Raw genomic sequence first — 15,511 nt, forward strand, 5'->3', positions numbered from 1 at the left:
CGCGCACATCCGCCGAACTCACCGCGCGCAGCCGCAGGCCGTCGACCGGCGTCTTCCAGGTGGCGCCGATCTTCCACGCGCGGGCGTGGCCGGCCGTGCTGTACTTTTCCTCGCGGTCGGCGATATTCAGGTTGGCCTCGCCCCAGGTGGCCGATTTCAGGAACGGGATGTTCAATTCCACATAGGCTTCCTTGACGTTGAAGCTGCCCTGGCCATTGTGGTAATTGCCGGCGAACCAGTTGTCGCCCGTGGCCGACAGCGTGGGATCGAAGGGATGGCTCGGGCCGTAGGGCGACTCGTATGCCACGCCGGCGCCGTACGGGTCGCCATGCACCGCGTACTTCTCGCGGCGGTACTCGGCACCGAAGGCCATCGACACCGGGCCGGCCCAGCCTTCGGCCAGCTCGCCGTTGATGTTGATGCTGGCGACATCCTGGCTCGAATCGGTGTGCTGCATCGGGCCGTTGCGGGGCGCGATGTAGTGCCAGCCCGCCAGGTCGATCGGCACATCGCCGAAGATGTTGACCGGCTGGCAGCCGGCCGCGCGCGCCTCGGCGCTGCGGCACACCACCTGGCCGGTTGCCGGGTCCCTGACGGCATCGATGGCGAAGTTGTAGCGGCGGTTCAGCGTGATGTCGCGCACGTGGATCACGGTGGTGTTCTCGCCGTGTTCGGCATAGGCGTCGTACGACCAGTCCCGGCCGAACAGGGCGAACCTGCCGTCGGCCCCCACCACGAAGCGGCGCTGGGTGCGCGTCGGGTGCACGTTGATGTTGGCCGGGAACTGGGCGTTCGCGGTACCGACCGGCATCACGCCGTCCGGGTAGCCGGCGGCGCAGCCCGCCGCCACCGATGCGGGCAGGAAGGCGTTATCGCAGCGGATCGACAGGTTGCCCTGCTTGGCCGCGCCAGGGTTCGGCGAGAACGCCGACTTGACCTGCGCCCAGTTGACGGTGGCGTAGATTTCATTGTTTCCGTCGAGATCCCAGGACACGCGCCCATACGCCACCTGCCGCTTGAAGTTCATCGCCAGGTTGGTGCCCGCGCCGACGCTGCCGGACCGGTCGCCGCCGATGCAGAAGTTGCCGACGCAATCGGTGCCGTATTCAAAGGGGTACGGCGTGCCGCCAGGGCCGAACGCGGTGCCGCGCAATGGCCCGGCGGTGATCAGGCCGTACTTCGCGTACTGCACATGCTGGGCGTGCACGATGCTGCGGTAGCGCGGCGCGCCGGCCGCCTGCATCGCCCGGGTCGATTCCTGCAGGGCCGGATTGTTGTACCAGGTGCGTCCATTCGCGCCCACTTCGCCGAAGCCCGGCGAATCGATGCCGTTCTGCTTGGTGAACTCGCCGCTGGCCGTCACGTGCAGCCGGCCATTCACGAAGCCCTTGCCCCATGCGGCCTGCAGCGTGCCGCTCTTGTCGTCGTCGTACTTCGTCATGCCGCCGGCGATATTGGCCTTGAAGCCGGCGAACTTCTTGTCGGTGATGAAGTTGACCACGCCGCCGATCGCATCCGAGCCATACGATGCCGAGGCGCCGCCGGTCACCACGTCGACGCGCTTGACCAGCAGTTGCGGGAACTGGCTGACATCGGTGATGCCGGTGACGTTGGCACCGACCACGCGCTGGCCGTCCAGCAGGGTCAGCGTGCGGATCGTGCCCAGGCCGCGCAGCGACAGCGACGACAGGCCCTGGATGCCGCTGGACGTGCTGAAGGTATTCGTGGTGCGCCCCGTGCTGCCCTGCAGGGCCGGCAGTTCGACCAGCGATTCGAACATGTTCGGCTTGGCCGCCTTGTCGAAGTCGGCGGCCGTCAGGCTGGTGGTCGGGGTCGGCTGCGTGAAGCCACGCGCGGCGATGCGCGAGCCCGAGACGACGACGGTGCTGGACGGGGTCACAGGCGCGACGGCGGAATCCACCGGGGCTGCCTCCTGCCCGGCCTGCCGGGCGTCGCCGGGCTCGGCGCCGGCGGTCGCTGGCGCACCGGCCTGGGCATGCGCGTGCGTCGCCAGGATGCCGCAGGCACCGGCCACGGCGAGGTGAATCAATCTGCGTTGAAATGGGGTGTTCATCGGGTCTCCGTATTTTTTTTGATGGGCCGCACCGCCGAAGCGGTGGGCCGATACCCGATGACATCTTGTCTGCTGGAGTGCCAGGTCCGGGAGCGGGCGGGTTGCGCCACGGTTCCGGGTCGCAGCGCTGGCCGTCGATGACGACGCCAATGCGACGACTGTATTTCCCCACTCCGGCGCTCTGCGGCGCATTGGACGATTCGTCGCGTCTCCGCGGATGGTTTCTCGCGGCGGCCTGACGATCAGTACACTCAATGTACGACGGTGCGTGGGCAGACCGCTAATCACTTTTTATGTGCTACCGATACCGTAACGGATATCGCTTTACGATCGGCACACAGGCACGGCGCGTTGCGAGCTTCGATCATCATGAAGGCGGCGGAAACATATATAAAAGTCAAGCATTGTTTGCTGCTGGCGTAAATTTACAACGAAAAATGTGACAGCGCCGTCACTACGGCTGAGTCCAGAACCCGCATGGACGCTACATTTCATGACATTTGGTTACATGCATGTGACCAGCCTCGGCAAACAAACTGAATTAAGTTATTCCTAAGTAGTTGTTGCGAAGACAAGCGCCAGGAGTACAGTAGAGCTGCACCCGCCATAAGCGATGTGCCTTTCCTAACATACCTGTCAAGGAGTTCACTGTGCGTATTTCCCGCTTTGTATCGACCGCAATCGCTTCCGCAGTCCTGCTGTGCGCCGTCGGCGCCGCTCACGCAGAAATCACGACATATACCAGCCAGGCCGCCTACCTGGCTGCGGTGGGTAACACCGGCGTCGATACGTTCGATGACCTCGACGTGGATGCGTATGACGGTCCGCTGGACCGCTTCGCGGGTGACTACGCCTACACCGTTTCCGCAGGGCCCGAGTCGAGCACGCTGTACGGTGCAAGCGATGACTTTTCCGACATCTGGCTGTCGTCGGACAATCGCCTTGACCTGATCTCGTTCGACGCATCGAGCCCGATCGCCGGCGCCGGTGGCTTCTTCTTCGGCTCGGACCTGTTCGGCTCGTCCACGCCGGCCGGGTACCTCGTGCTGAGCGCCACCGACAGCACCGGCGCGACGGTATCGTACACGCTGGATAACCCCGGCTTCGATTCATTCGTGGGCTTCGTGTCGACCGGCGACCTGCTGACGCTGACGATGACGGCCGAGGACCAGCCGGGCGTGTGGGCTACCGTGAACGACCTGCACCTGTCCGTGGCGGCCGTGCCGGAACCAAGCACCTACGGCATGCTGCTGGGTGGCCTGGGCCTGGTCGGCTACATGGCTCGCCGCAAGGCAAAGAAGGCCTGAGTCCGCAAGGCGGCCAGTGAACACCCGCGGTTGAGACCGCGGTGATAGGAAACCGCGGTCTCAACCGCGGTTTTCCTGGAGGATTCTTCGCATCGCCGCGGATGCTTTCTGGCGACGGCTGACGATCAGCGCATCCGATGCGCGACGCCTTGCAAGTAGACCGCTCATCGCTTTCAGGTCCCACCGATAGCGGAACCGTTATCGCAGTGGTCCGGCCACCTTTCATGGTCACACTCCATACTATCTTGCAAGCATCACCCATCGTGCAAACGAGGCGCAACCACGTTTGGAAGTCAAGCTTTGTTTGCTGATGGCGTAAATTTACAACATCAGAATGTGGCAGCCTGGCGAAAACGGCTGAGCCCAGAACCCGCATGAACGCTACATTTCATGACATTTGGTTACATGCGTATGACCAGCCTCGACAAATAAACTGCATTAAGTTATTCCTAAGTTGTTGTTGCCAAGACAAGCAGCAGGAGTACAGTAGAGCTGCACCCGCCATAAGCGACGTGCCTTTCCTAACATACCTGTCAAGGAGTTCACTGTGCGTATTTCCCGCTTTGTATCGACCGCAATCGCTTCCGCAGTCCTGCTGTGCGCCGTCGGCGCCGCGCAAGCAGAAATCACCACATACACCAGCCAGTCCGCCTACCTGGCCGCGGTGGGCAACACCGGCGTCGATACGTTCGATGACCTCGACGTGGACGCGTATGACGGTCCGCTGGACCGCTTTGCCGGCGACTATGCCTACACCGTTTCCGCAGGGCCGGAATCGAGCTCGCTGTGGGGTGCAAGCGATGACTTTTCCGATATCTGGCTGACCGGGGACAATCGCCTTGACCTGGTATCGTTCGACGCAGCGACCCCGATCGCCGGCGCGGGCGGATTCTTCTTCGGCTCGGACCTGTTCGGTTCGTCCACGCCGGCCGACTACATCGTGCTGACCGCCACCGACAGCACCGGCGCGACGGTATCGTACACGCTGGAGACGCCCGACTTCGATTCGTTCGTCGGCTTTGTGTCGACCGGCGACCTGCTGACCCTGACGATGACGGCCGAGGACCAGCCGGGCGTGTGGGCCACCGTGAACGACCTGCACCTGTCCGTGGCGGCCGTGCCGGAACCAAGCACCTACGGCATGCTGCTGGGCGGCCTGGGCCTGGTTGGCTACCTGGCGCGCCGCAAGGCCCAGAAGGCCTGATTCCGCGGACCGGAGCGACACCGCGGCTGGTGCCGCGGTCACAGGAAACCCGCGGCTGGCGCCGCGGGTTTTTTATTGGACGATTTCCGTCCGACCATCGCGGCCCCCCCGCATCAGCTCCAGCAGCGCGTATAAATGCCGGGAATCTGGAACATGCGCACATGCCGGCCATCCTCGACGACGATTTCCGCCTCCAGGAATCCCAGCCGCTGCAGCTGTTCGATCTGCCTGGCACGCGGGCCGTCGTCGTCGTCGAACAGTTGCGCCACGTCGTCGAGCTTGAAGCGGGTGAACTTGCCGGCACGGCAGTTCATGACGAAGCCCACCGCCACGCGGAAATCGGCCACCACTTCCTTGTAGCTGTGCTCGGATAGTTCCGTCAACGCGCCCACCACGCTGGCTTCGGAAAACAGCGGAATCGTGGCCACCGCGCCGCCATTGCGCACCTTGTCCCGCAGGATGTTCAGGAACAGGATGATCTGCCTGGGCGACACGCGCTTGTTGGCGTTTTCCAGCCCGTCGAACAGCCACTGGCGGAAGCTCTTGCCCTCGATCTCTTCCGGGAACAGCACGCGCAGCATCATGTCGGTGCGGGCGCCCGCATCGTCGGCGAGCCTGGCGATGACGTCGCGGATCGCACCGATGCTGGCATTGCTGGCGGCGCGGTCGACCAGCTGCGCGACCAGCCGGTCGGCCGACCAGCGCAGGCTGGCGGTGCGCGAGACGAACTTGTTCTTTTCCTGGATGTCATAGATCTCGAACAGGTCGTTGCGCAGCAGCACGGTCAGCCGGATCGCCTCTTTCTGCGACAGGTACGATTCCGCCAGCATCAATCCCTGTACCAGCGATTCCTGCACGGCGCGCTCGTATTTGTGCGACTCGTCGATCTGGTCGAAGATCACCACCATCGACTTGCCCAGCGCGACCAGCAGAGCGTCCGTGCTGGCCAGGAAGCCGACGATGTTCAGCGGGCTGCGCGAGCGGATGCCGCCGCCCAGCGCCTGGTCCACCTTGACCGGCCCCACGGTGAAACTCACCTTCTCGGGCAGGAAGGCCCTGAGGCCGGCCAGCAACGCGGCGCCGCGCGGCTCGCCGCGGATATTCCCGCCCTGGTGGACTTCGCGCAGCAGGCGCCGCGCATCCCTGCCGTAGCCGGCCGCGCCCGGTCCCAGTGCGCCGGCCTGGTCCTGCAAGGCCTGCGCCGCCAGCGTGGCCACGTACAGCAGCCAGAAGGCCTTGAACTTTTCCGCGGAAGCGATGGGTTGGCTGACCGCCAGCGCCTGCAGGAAATCGTTGGGGTTCTGCGAACCCACCACCAGCACATTGTCCGGCACCTGGCCGCCGATGTTCTCGCTCATCATGCGGAAGATCGCGCTCTTGCCGGCGCCACGGTCGCCCAGCACGATGGTTTTCTCGCGGCGCATGATGGGACCGACATCCTCGGGGATGGTGAAGCTGGTGCTGAACAGCTTGTCGCGTTCGGCCGCTTCGTCGCCGAAACCCAGTTGCGACAGCAGCACCGGCGTGCCCAGCACACGGTCGCGGATCAGGTTGGCCCGCAGTTCAGGCGTCTTGATCGAGAAGGTGTCCTGGTCGACGGTGACCAGGCCCCAGTCCACCGCGTGGGCGGTCCAGGCATTGAACACTTCCTCGGGCAGCGCCGACCATGCCAGCAGGCGGGAGCGGGCAACCGGCTGCAGGATGGCGCAGGCCAGCAGGTAGCGTTCGCTGCGGGCCGCCGGCAGTTCATCGTCGATATTCGACAGGATGCTGTCGACATGTTCCGCCACCAGCCGAAAATCGGCCGCGAACGCTTCGCCACGGGCCATCCGCTGCGCGATGGCCGGGTCCAGGTCGGACCACAGCAGCACGTTCTTGATGGCCTTGGGGTGGCCGCGGGTTTCCCGGAACATCGCCGCCAGGCCTTCGGCATCCATCGGCGGCCTGTTCCGCCGGGCGAGATAGCGCTGCACGAGGGCGTCGGTCTCTTCCCGGGTCAGCTCGTCCAGCGAGACGAACCCGAAGCGCCGCGCCAGCCGCGTGTCGTCCCGGTGGACAGGACTGCCGGCCACCACGACCTGCAGCACGTCGCGCGGCACGCCGCCAGCCCAGTCGAGCAGGCGTTCGGCGGACAGCCGGTCGGCGATGCCGTCGACGCCGTCGAGCAGCATGAAGATGCGCTGGCCAGGCTCGACGATGCTTCCGGCAAGCTGGAACACCCGCTCGGACAGGCCCCGCATGTATGCCGCCGACAGCAGCGCGGAGCGGATCGACGACAGCTCGGCAATCCGCTCCTGGTCCACCGAGCGCGCCTGCAGCAGCAATTGCACGAAGGCCGACAGGACCTGCCCGACGACGTTTTCCGAGTCGGGCGAAAAAAGGTCTTCAAAGGCGACCACGTGGCCCGCGCCGCGCAGCTGCTTGGCCAGCATGCGCAGCGTGAGTGTCTTGCCCGAGCCGGGTTCGCCGGCCAGGAAGACGTGCGGCCGCTCCGGCGCGAACAGCAGGCCCTGGATCCGTGCCAGCACGGGCCGCTGGATCACGGTGGAGCCGAGGTTGTCCAGTGCGTCCTGATAGTCTCTGAGTGCGCTCATGGGGGCCACCTGGAAGGGGAACGGCACGGCTGGGCCGCTGCGGCAAGCACCGGTCATCGACGGCGCTTGCGGCGAGCCGCGGCGCCCTGTCCATGGTATCGCCAAAGTGGCCCGCCTGCGCGGGCATCGTTGCGCGCGAGGGGAAGGGGCGCCATGGGCGTCCCGACCTGCCCGCCCGGCCCGCCGCATGACTAGCCGTCTGCAATGAACAAAAAGCCTCACTTGTCGCGCAACGTTATGCATAAGCCAACAAAAGGCAACATGGCATGCCAAAATCTTGTCCAGCACCCTCACCGCCGCCAGCGCCGCGACAGCGCGGGCGCCGGGCATTGCCCATGTCGCCGCTACTTTCCAAGGGGATTTCCAATGAAAAAAGCACTTGCCGCCGCCGTACTGGGCATGCTCGCGATCGGGAGCGCCTCCGCCGAGGTCGTCTATTTCGGCTACCAGGGTTTTTACGACAACATCGCCGAAGCCTTCGATCCGGAGCGCTGGGTGACTGGCCGCTTCGTGGCCACCGACGTGGACCAGGACGGCGCCTATTCCCAGAATGAGCTGAGCATCCTCGAGTTCGGCAAACTGTCGATCGGCAATTGGTGCACCAGTACTACCGACGGCTTCGAATGCCTGACCGGCTTTTCCTACGGGCCCGACACCGGCCTGAATTTCCACGCCATCACGCTGGAAGAACACCCCGACACGTCCACGGCGACCGGCGTCTTTATCGGCCAGTACTACCAGCACATTGTCGAGGCAGGGGGCAACTTTGTCTTCGTCGACCTGGCATGGACGCCGGAGACGCGGCTGTATGTCAGTACCAGCCCCGTGCCCGAGCCCGCGACCTGGGCCATGCTCGGCACCGGCCTGGCCGGCCTGCTGCTGGCACGGCGCCGCCGGGCTGGCTGAGCCGAAGCGCGTGGCCCGTTACCCATTGCAGCACCGGCATGGCGACGCGCATGTCGTCAGGCCGGCGTATTTTTCCTCGACCTCATGGAGACCGATGCATGCAAAAACTGCTCGTTGCAACCCTGTTGACCGCCGCTGCCACCGCTCCCGCCCTGGCGGCGCCCGGCTACAAGTTCACCGTGCTGGGCGACTGGAGCCGGATACACGACATCAACAACCTCGGCGTGGGCGCCGGCCAGGGCGGCGAATGCTGCGATTATGTCGCCCAGACCTACTCGGCAGCGGGGATCGCCGCCGTGCCGCTGCCCTCCTCGATCGTCAGCAGCGGCGCGTGGGGGATCAATGACCACGGCACGATCGTCGGCACGGCCGGGACGTCGACGTGGGAGGAACGCGCATTCGTGTATGCCAACGGCACCTACCGGGACCTTGGCGGGCTGGCTGGCGACTCGAGTACGGCACGCGCCGTCAACAACGCCGGCTCCGTACTGGTGACCTACGGGAAGCCGAACGACCTGGCGTTCGGCAGCTACGTGTGGAGCGAAGCGGGCGGCATGGTCGACCTGGGTTCGCTGGGTGGCAACTACACGTGGGGCAGCGCGCTGAACGAGCGCGGCCAGGTCGCCGGCATTTCCAGCACCGAGGAAGGCTATGGCCGCGTGTTCCGCTGGACCGACGGGGAAATGGAAGACCTGGGTACCTTCCAGTCCGAGTTCGGCTACAGTGTCGACGGCATCTCGGAACAGGGCGAGGTGTTCGGCAGCCGCGACGAGATGCACTCCAGCCATGCCTACATCATCCGCGCCGACGGCATGGTGGAGGACCACAGCGACCTGTCGCGGATTTCGTATATCGACGCGGGCGGACGCATCTACGGAACCGACCAGGCTGGCTGGGGCGTCATCGTCGAGGATGGCGTCAAGACCAGCATCGCCGCGCTGACCGAAGGCGCAGCGGGGTGGTCGTTCGGCACCACCGCGGTCAATGAAGCGGGACAGATCCTGGCGACCGCGCACGACGGCACGGATTACCGTGTCGTGCTGCTGTCGCCGGTGCCGGAACCGGCCACGTACGGGATGCTGCTGGCCGGGGCGGCCGTGCTGGGCTGGGCCGGGCGGCGCCGCCGCTGAGGCAGACAAGCCGGCGCGGGACGCGCCGGCTCTCCGGGTGCGGGGCGCCTCCGGCAACGCATGGCGCCGCACGCGATCTACCAGCAGTTCTCGAACGCGATCCCCACCGGCCTACCCGCTCAGGGTCTTGCCGAACACGCCGTTCGCGGCCAATGGATCGCCATCGGCCGCCGCGGCGCGGGCCGCGTCGTTCCAGCGCGCATGCGTGAAGAACAGGCGCAGTTCGGGGCGCTCGAAGTAGCCGCGCCCTGAAGACAGCGCCACCGCGCCGGTGAACTTGGTCAACCGCCGCGCCTCCCCATGGCGTGGCGCCACCCGGTCATGCCCGAGGTCGGCCAGCAGCTTCACATGGTCGGTGATGCCATACGAGACGCGCCCGCCCGCGCTGGCCCAGGTCTTCGCCTTGGCCGGATCGTGCGCCGTATCGCGCTGCCACACGGCGACCAGCTCGGCGCCCAGCCGCGCCGTGACCTGGGCATGCCAGCCCTCGACGATGCGCAGCCGGTGCACGTCGCTGCCGTTGCTGGTATTGCCCGTCGCGCCATTGTCGGCGCCCGCGCCGGTGCCCCACTGGAGCGCAAGCCGGTTCTCGCCGCCGCCGGGCAAGCCGCCCTGCCGGTGCTGCACGGTCAGCATCGAGCCGCCGTGGCGGTCGCCCTCGCCATTGCCGTGGATGAGCGTCACGCCGAATTCCAGCGCCCCGCCGGGATTCACTTCCAGGCCGCGCAGCTGGAAGTCGTGCCGGCTGGCCGTGTCGCCGACCGGCATGGTGGGCATGGTCTCCCGGTCGTCGTGCAGGAACGCGTAGCTGAAACGCAGGCCGCCGACCGGCAGGTTCTCGATGCCGCCGCCCAGGCCGGACGGATTCCAGTACATGAAGTCGGTGATGTGTGTCGATTCGCGCTTGTAGTAGCGCCGCCCGGCCCACAGCGTGGCGCCGCCCAGGGCGGGCAGGTTCTCAAGCGCCAGGTAGGCTTGCGGCAGGCCGATGGACCAGCCGCCCTGCGGCCGCCGCGCATTGCTGGACGCGGCATCGTTGGCCAGGTTGAGCATCGCGTAGCCCTTCAGGGCCGAGCCGTCGGTGCCGCGCTGCAGTTCCTGGCCGAGCAGCAGCTCGCCATAGACACCGCATTCGTTGCCCAGCCGGTACTTCGATTCCGCGCCGGCCAGGCCGAAGCAGGTTTGCCCGCCATGCTCGGAATTGACGCCGGCGTGGGCGCGCAGATACGGCTGGACCTCCACGGCGGCCGCGGGAAAAACCGGCGCGAGCGCGAGCAGCGCCAGCGCGATGCGATTCATGCGCATGATGTCTCCTGATGGTTTCTATTGGTTCGGAGTCCGCGTGCCGGAACGGCGCGCGAACGCGAGGCAAAGCGGGTCCCTCCCGCCGCGGCACGGCGCCGCGGCAGCTTCAATGGGTCGGGACGGGATGGGTGAGCCGTTCCGGCGGCGCACCGGACGGCTCGGGTGGCAGGCGGGGAAAGTCCGCTGCCCGGGTGGCGCTGCGCCGTTAGTCGAGCAGCGCGTCGGCTTCCTGCGCGGACGGGGCATAGGGCCCAGCATGCATCGCGGCCACCGCGGCCACCGCCGCGATGCGGGCCAGCTGGCGTGGCGCCGGCAGGTCCGGATGCAGCAGCATGCCGCTGATCCAGCCCGCCATCGATGCATCGCCGCAGCCGACGGTGTCGACGACCGCCACGCGGCGCGCCGGGGCTTCCAGCACAGCTTCTCCGCTGATCAGGGTCAGGCCATCGGCGCCGCGCGTGAGCAGGATCTCGGCGTCCGGCGCCAGCGCGCGCAATTCGGCCAGCGCGTCGCCCGGCGAGCGGCCCGGGAACAGGCCTTCCAGGTCTTCATCGGACACCTTGATGTAGCTGGCGATCGCGGCGACCTGCTGGAATACCGGCCGGTAGGCGGGATCGCGCATCTCGTTGCGGAAGTTCGGATCGAAGGCGATGCGGCGGCCGGCACGCCGTGCCAGCACGGCCTGCTCCACCAGCCGCTGCGCCAGGGGCTGGCGCGCCAGGGACAGGCTGCCCAGGTGGATCACGTCGGCCGCCTCGATCCATCCCTCCGGCAGCCGCGCGGGCTGGAAATGCAGGTCCGCGCTGTTCTCCCCGAGGAAGACATAACGCGGCGGATGGCGCGACGTCACCATGGCGATGAAGGGCGGCGCGTCGGCGCGCTGCAGGAAGCGTTCATCCAGGCCGGCCTGCCCGCTGGCCGCGGCGATCTCGTCGCCGAAGGCATCGTTGCTGACGGCGCCGGCATAGCCGGTGTGCAGTCCCAGCCGGGCACCTACCCGCGCCACGTTCCAGCACGAGCCGCCGGGGTGCGAGTGCCAGGTGCCGTCGTCCTGGCGGATCATGTCGGTCAGGGCTTCGCCAAAGACCACGTAGCGGGGAAATCGGTTGTCTGTCATGTTTGTTTTGCCTGTCTCGGTTAATTTGTTGTAGTTGGCTTGTTGCGGTTGGCTTGTTGCGGTTTGCCTGTTTCAGTTGGCTTGCTGCTGGTGGCGCCATTTGTCCAGCATCACGGCCAGCACGATGACCGTGCCCTTGGCCACGTACTGCCAGAACGACGACAGGCCGAGGATCGTCAGGCCATTGTTGAGGAGCGCGATGATCAGGGCACCGATGACCGTGCCCCAGATGGTGCCCACGCCGCCCATCAGGCTGGTGCCGCCCAGCACCACGGCGGCGATCGCGTCGAGCTCGTAGCCGGAACCCCAGTTGCCGTTGGCGCCATACAGGCGGCTGGCGGACATGGCGCCCGCGGTACCGGCGCACAGCCCGGAGAACGCATACACGAACACCGTGACCAGGCCGACCTTGATGCCGGTCAGGCGCGCCGCCTGCGCGTTGCCGCCGACCGCGTACACGTGCATGCCCAGCACCGTGCGGCGCAGGATGAACCAGGCCACCACCACCAGCGCGGCGGCCACCCACACCAGCCACGGCAGGCCGGCGAAGCTGTCGTTGCCGATCCACTCGAAGCTCGGGATGTCCCGGTTCAGGATGGTGGTACCGTCCGCCAGCAGGTAGGCGCTACCGCGCAGCGCGGTCATCGTGCCCAGCGTGACGACGAAGGGGTTGATGCGGAAGCCGGCCACCAGCACGCCGTTCAGCAGGCCCAGGCCGAGACCGGCCGAGAGGAATACCGGCAGCGACAGCGCCGGCGCATTGCCCGGCAGCGAGGCGATCATGCCGAGCACCGCCGACACGGCCAGCACCGAGCCCACCGACAGGTCGATGCCGCCGGTGAGGATCACGAAGGTCATGCCGGTGGCCAGCACCAGGTTGATGGAGGTCTGGCGCAGCACGTTCATCGTGTTGGCCGAGGTGGCGAAGTTCGAGATGCCGTCCTCGGCGAAATACCCGGTCAGGAAGTAGAACACGATGTACAGCAGGACCAGTACCGGCAGCATGCCGAGCGTGGCGAACATGCGCGAGATGGCGTGGCCGATGCCGCGCTGCCCGGCCGCGCGCGGCGCCGGGGTGGCAGGTGAAGGTCCGTGGTCCTGGGTGCCGCGGTCCGGCGCCGCGGCCAGCGATGAAACGTCGAGGGTCTTGCCTGGATTGATGAGCATGATGTCTCCTTATGCGGCCTGGGCCAGGGTGGCCAGCGCCATGATGTTTTCCTGGGTGATGCGTTCGCCTTCCAGTTCGCCGGCCAGCCAGCCTTCGCGCATGACCAGCACCCGGTCGCACACGCCGATGATCTCGGCCAGCTCGCTGGAGATGCACAGCACGGCGACGCCCTCGCCGGCCAGTTCGTGGATGATCCGGTAGATCTCGTGCTTGGCGCCGATGTCGACACCGCGCGTGGGCTCGTCGAGGATCAGCACGCGCGGCCCGATGGCCAGCCAGCGCGCCAGCAGCAGCTTTTGCTGGTTGCCGCCCGACAGGCCGCCGATGATGCCTTCGGGCCCGGCCCCGCGGGCAGAGAGGCGGGAGATCGCCGCGCGGGTCACGCTCAGCAGTTCGCCATGCCGCAATACCCCGCAGCGGGCATGCACGCCGAGCACGTTCATCGTCACGTTCGCCAGCAGGGACTGCTGCAGGAACAGCCCTTGCCCCTTGCGGTCTTCCGGCACGTAGGCGATGCCCAGCCGGATCGCATCGGCCGGCTCGCGGATCGTCACCGGCTGGCCGTCGACCTCGATCGTGCCGCCGGCGCGCGGGTCGGCGCCGAACACCAGGCGTGCCAGCTCGGTGCGGCCGGCGCCGACCAGGCCGGCAAGCCCGACGATTTCACCGGCCCGCACTTCCAGCGAGGCCGGCTGCACCCTGGCGCCATGCACGCCATCCAGCTTGAGCCGCACGGCGCCGGGTGCGCGCTGCCGGGCATGTTCGTAGAAGCCACCGAGTTCGCGGCCGACCATCATGCGCACCACCGTCTCCGGGGTGGCTTCCTCGCGATCGAGCTCGCCGATCCAGGTGCCGTCGCGCAGCACGGTCACGCGGTCGGCCAGCATGCGCACCTCGGCCATGCGGTGGCTGATGTAGATGATCGCGATGCCGCGCGCGCGCAGGTCCCGCATCACGTCGAACAGGCGCCCGGCCTCGCGCTCGGACAGCGCCGCCGTCGGCTCGTCCATGATCAGCACGCGGCTCTCGTGCACCAGCGCGCGGGCGATCTCCACCTGCTGCTGGTCGGCGATGGACAGCCCGCTGGCGATGCGGGTGGGAGCGAAGGTGGCGCCGAGGCTGCGCAGCACTTCGGCGGCGCGGCGGTTCATCTGCGCGGTATCGATGGTGCCGAAGCGCCCGCGCGGCTCCGCGCCCATGAAGATGTTCTGCGCCACGGTGAGGTTGGGCGCCACCGACAGCTCCTGGTAGATCAGGTTGATGCCGCAGGCGCGGGCGTCCGCCGGGCAGGCCAGCCGCACCGGCTTGCCGGCGACACGGATCTCGCCGGCATCCGGCTGGTACACGCCGGCCAGGATCTTCATCAGCGTGCTCTTGCCGGCGCCGTTCTCGCCCATCAGCGCGTGGATCTCGCCGGGGCGGATGCAGAGCTGCACGCCGTCGAGCACCGTGACGGCGCCGAAACGCTTGCGGATGCCGGATACGTCGAGCACGGGTTGCGGGATTGCTGTTGCCATGTCTCCTCCAGTGAGGTTGTCTTTGTGTGTCGCGGGAGCGTGCCGGGACCTAGTGGCTGGCCCAGCCCTTGTAGCCCGCCACGTTGGCCTTGGTGATCGCCGGGGTAGGAATCAGCACGACGGGATTGGCCGGCCGCTTGCCATGCATGATTCCGTAGCCGATCTCGATCGCCATCGTCGCCATGCGGTACGGGTCCTGCGCGGCGGTGACGGCGAAAATGCTGTTCTTCGATCTCAGCGCCGCTTCCGCATCCGGTGCGCCATCGACGGAAGCGACCATCCGCACGTCGCCGCGGCCGGCCTGCTTGACGGCCAGTTCGGCGCCGATCGCGGACGGGTCGTTGATGGCGAACACCGCGTCGATGCGGCGGTGCGCGATCAGGATGTTGGTCATCACTTCCATGCCGCCATCGAGGCTGCCCTTGGCATCCTGGTTGTCGGACACGACCCGGATGGCGGTGCTGGCGAAGGCCTTGCGGCAGCCCGCCACGCGCGCGATCACGGCGGTGACGGGCGGGCCGTTGACGATCACCACGTTGCCCCTGCCGCCCAGCCGCTCGACGATGCGCCGGCACGATTCCACGCCGGCCATCGTGTTGTCGGACATGATCGTGGCGTCGGCATTGTCGGCGCCGACGTCGACCGCCATGACCACGATGCCTGCGTTGCGGGCCTTCTGCAGCACGGGCGCGATGCCTTTCGGATCGGTGGCGTTGACGACGAGGATGTCGACCTTGTTGGCGATGAAGTTCTCGATCTGGCCGACCTGCGTATTCAGGTCGTACTTGCTGGAGACGGTGGTGACGCGCACCTTGTCGCCGCCGATCTTCCTGGCCGCATCGGCCGCGCCCTTGCCGATGGCCACGAAGTAGGGATTGGCGAGGTCGCTGACGGCGACGCCCACCGCCTTCAGCGGCCGCGCCGCGCAAGCCTGGCTGGCCATCGCCAGTGCGAGAGCCGCGATGCAGGCGGCCAATGGATGTCTTGTCATTGCTGTGTCTCCGCGTGGTTTGTAGAGGGGCGGCGCGCTGGGTGCCGCCCGCGCCGATGCCGCTGCCGGCACGCCGCTCTGGTGTGATTCTGTCGTCACGAGCGAACTTTACACGTGTCGACTTTTTCACGTCAACTGGTTTTTTTACAACAGCTCGGCGGTGGTTCGGCTGGATAATTCCATGGGGGAAAATGCTTG

General features: G+C 66.8%; 10 protein-coding genes and 1 pseudogene. 4 read left to right on the forward strand and 7 right to left on the reverse strand.

Going from position 1 to position 15,511, the window contains the following annotated elements:
* Positions 1 to 1,558: 1,558 nt before the first annotated feature.
* A pseudogene (locus OU994_RS20290) lies at positions 1,559 to 2,266 on the reverse strand (TonB-dependent receptor plug domain-containing protein); the annotation flags it as partial.
* A 458-nt stretch (positions 2,267 to 2,724) separates the two neighbouring features.
* On the opposite strand from OU994_RS20290, the gene OU994_RS20295 reads away from it, so the two are divergent.
* Complete coding sequence (locus OU994_RS20295) at positions 2,725 to 3,381, forward strand: PEP-CTERM sorting domain-containing protein (RefSeq protein ID WP_281607408.1); 657 nt, start codon at positions 2,725 to 2,727, stop codon at positions 3,379 to 3,381.
* A gap of 547 nt (positions 3,382 to 3,928) precedes the next feature.
* Entirely contained in the window at positions 3,929 to 4,585 is a 657-nt protein-coding gene (locus OU994_RS20300; protein ID WP_281607409.1) for a PEP-CTERM sorting domain-containing protein, read from the forward strand.
* Between the two features lie 113 nt (positions 4,586 to 4,698).
* Here OU994_RS20300 and OU994_RS20305 read toward each other — a convergent pair whose 3' ends face one another.
* A complete protein-coding gene (locus tag OU994_RS20305) occupies positions 4,699 to 7,179 on the reverse strand; it encodes a P-loop ATPase, Sll1717 family (protein WP_281607410.1) in 2,481 nt (826 codons plus the stop codon).
* A gap of 366 nt (positions 7,180 to 7,545) precedes the next feature.
* Here OU994_RS20305 and OU994_RS20310 point away from each other — a divergent pair, with 366 nt between their 5' ends.
* Both OU994_RS20310 and OU994_RS20315 read left to right on the forward strand, forming a co-directional pair.
* Positions 7,546 to 8,085, forward strand: coding sequence for a PEP-CTERM sorting domain-containing protein (locus tag OU994_RS20310; protein WP_281607411.1), 540 nt, complete (start codon positions 7,546 to 7,548; stop codon positions 8,083 to 8,085).
* A 98-nt stretch (positions 8,086 to 8,183) separates the two neighbouring features.
* Positions 8,184 to 9,215 carry a PEP-CTERM sorting domain-containing protein gene (locus OU994_RS20315; RefSeq protein WP_281607412.1) on the forward strand — a complete coding sequence of 344 codons (1,032 nt, stop codon included), beginning with the start codon at positions 8,184 to 8,186 and terminating at the stop codon, positions 9,213 to 9,215.
* 111 nt (positions 9,216 to 9,326) lie between these two features.
* On the opposite strand, the gene OU994_RS20320 is transcribed toward OU994_RS20315, so the two are convergent.
* The 5 genes from OU994_RS20320 to OU994_RS20340 all read right to left on the reverse strand — a co-directional run bounded on the left by OU994_RS20320 (position 9,327) and on the right by OU994_RS20340 (position 15,313).
* The gene (locus OU994_RS20320) at positions 9,327 to 10,520 is read right to left on the reverse strand and encodes a carbohydrate porin (protein WP_281607413.1); all 1,194 of its coding nucleotides are present in this window, start codon (positions 10,518 to 10,520) and stop codon (positions 9,327 to 9,329) included.
* A gap of 205 nt (positions 10,521 to 10,725) precedes the next feature.
* On the reverse strand, positions 10,726 to 11,637 hold the full coding sequence (locus OU994_RS20325; protein WP_281607414.1) for a carbohydrate kinase: 912 nt from the start codon (positions 11,635 to 11,637) through the stop codon (positions 10,726 to 10,728).
* 72 nt (positions 11,638 to 11,709) lie between these two features.
* Complete coding sequence (locus OU994_RS20330) at positions 11,710 to 12,804, reverse strand: ribose ABC transporter permease (protein WP_373922472.1); 1,095 nt, start codon at positions 12,802 to 12,804, stop codon at positions 11,710 to 11,712.
* 9 nt (positions 12,805 to 12,813) lie between these two features.
* The gene (locus OU994_RS20335; protein ID WP_281607415.1) at positions 12,814 to 14,322 is read right to left on the reverse strand and encodes a sugar ABC transporter ATP-binding protein; all 1,509 of its coding nucleotides are present in this window, start codon (positions 14,320 to 14,322) and stop codon (positions 12,814 to 12,816) included.
* 49 nt (positions 14,323 to 14,371) lie between these two features.
* Positions 14,372 to 15,313 carry an ABC transporter substrate-binding protein gene (locus tag OU994_RS20340; protein ID WP_281607416.1) on the reverse strand — a complete coding sequence of 314 codons (942 nt, stop codon included), beginning with the start codon at positions 15,311 to 15,313 and terminating at the stop codon, positions 14,372 to 14,374.
* Positions 15,314 to 15,511 lie beyond the last annotated feature (198 nt).

Source organism: Pseudoduganella sp. SL102, assembly GCF_027856995.1.
Lineage (GTDB): Bacteria > Pseudomonadota > Gammaproteobacteria > Burkholderiales > Burkholderiaceae_D > Rugamonas > Rugamonas albidiflava.

Excerpts from the sequence above, each read along its gene's own strand:
- OU994_RS20305 (WP_281607410.1), bottom strand. The coding sequence starts at position 7,179 with ATGAGCGCACTCAGAGACTATCAGGACGCACTGGACAACCTCGGCTCC.
- OU994_RS20310 (WP_281607411.1), top strand. The coding sequence starts at position 7,546 with ATGAAAAAAGCACTTGCCGCCGCCGTACTGGGCATGCTCGCGATCGGG.
- OU994_RS20315 (WP_281607412.1), top strand. The coding sequence starts at position 8,184 with ATGCAAAAACTGCTCGTTGCAACCCTGTTGACCGCCGCTGCCACCGCT.
- OU994_RS20320 (WP_281607413.1), bottom strand. The coding sequence starts at position 10,520 with ATGCGCATGAATCGCATCGCGCTGGCGCTGCTCGCGCTCGCGCCGGTT.
- OU994_RS20325 (WP_281607414.1), bottom strand. The coding sequence starts at position 11,637 with ATGACAGACAACCGATTTCCCCGCTACGTGGTCTTTGGCGAAGCCCTG.
- OU994_RS20330 (WP_373922472.1), bottom strand. The coding sequence starts at position 12,804 with ATGCTCATCAATCCAGGCAAGACCCTCGACGTTTCATCGCTGGCCGCG.
- OU994_RS20335 (WP_281607415.1), bottom strand. The coding sequence starts at position 14,322 with ATGGCAACAGCAATCCCGCAACCCGTGCTCGACGTATCCGGCATCCGC.
- OU994_RS20340 (WP_281607416.1), bottom strand. The coding sequence starts at position 15,313 with ATGACAAGACATCCATTGGCCGCCTGCATCGCGGCTCTCGCACTGGCG.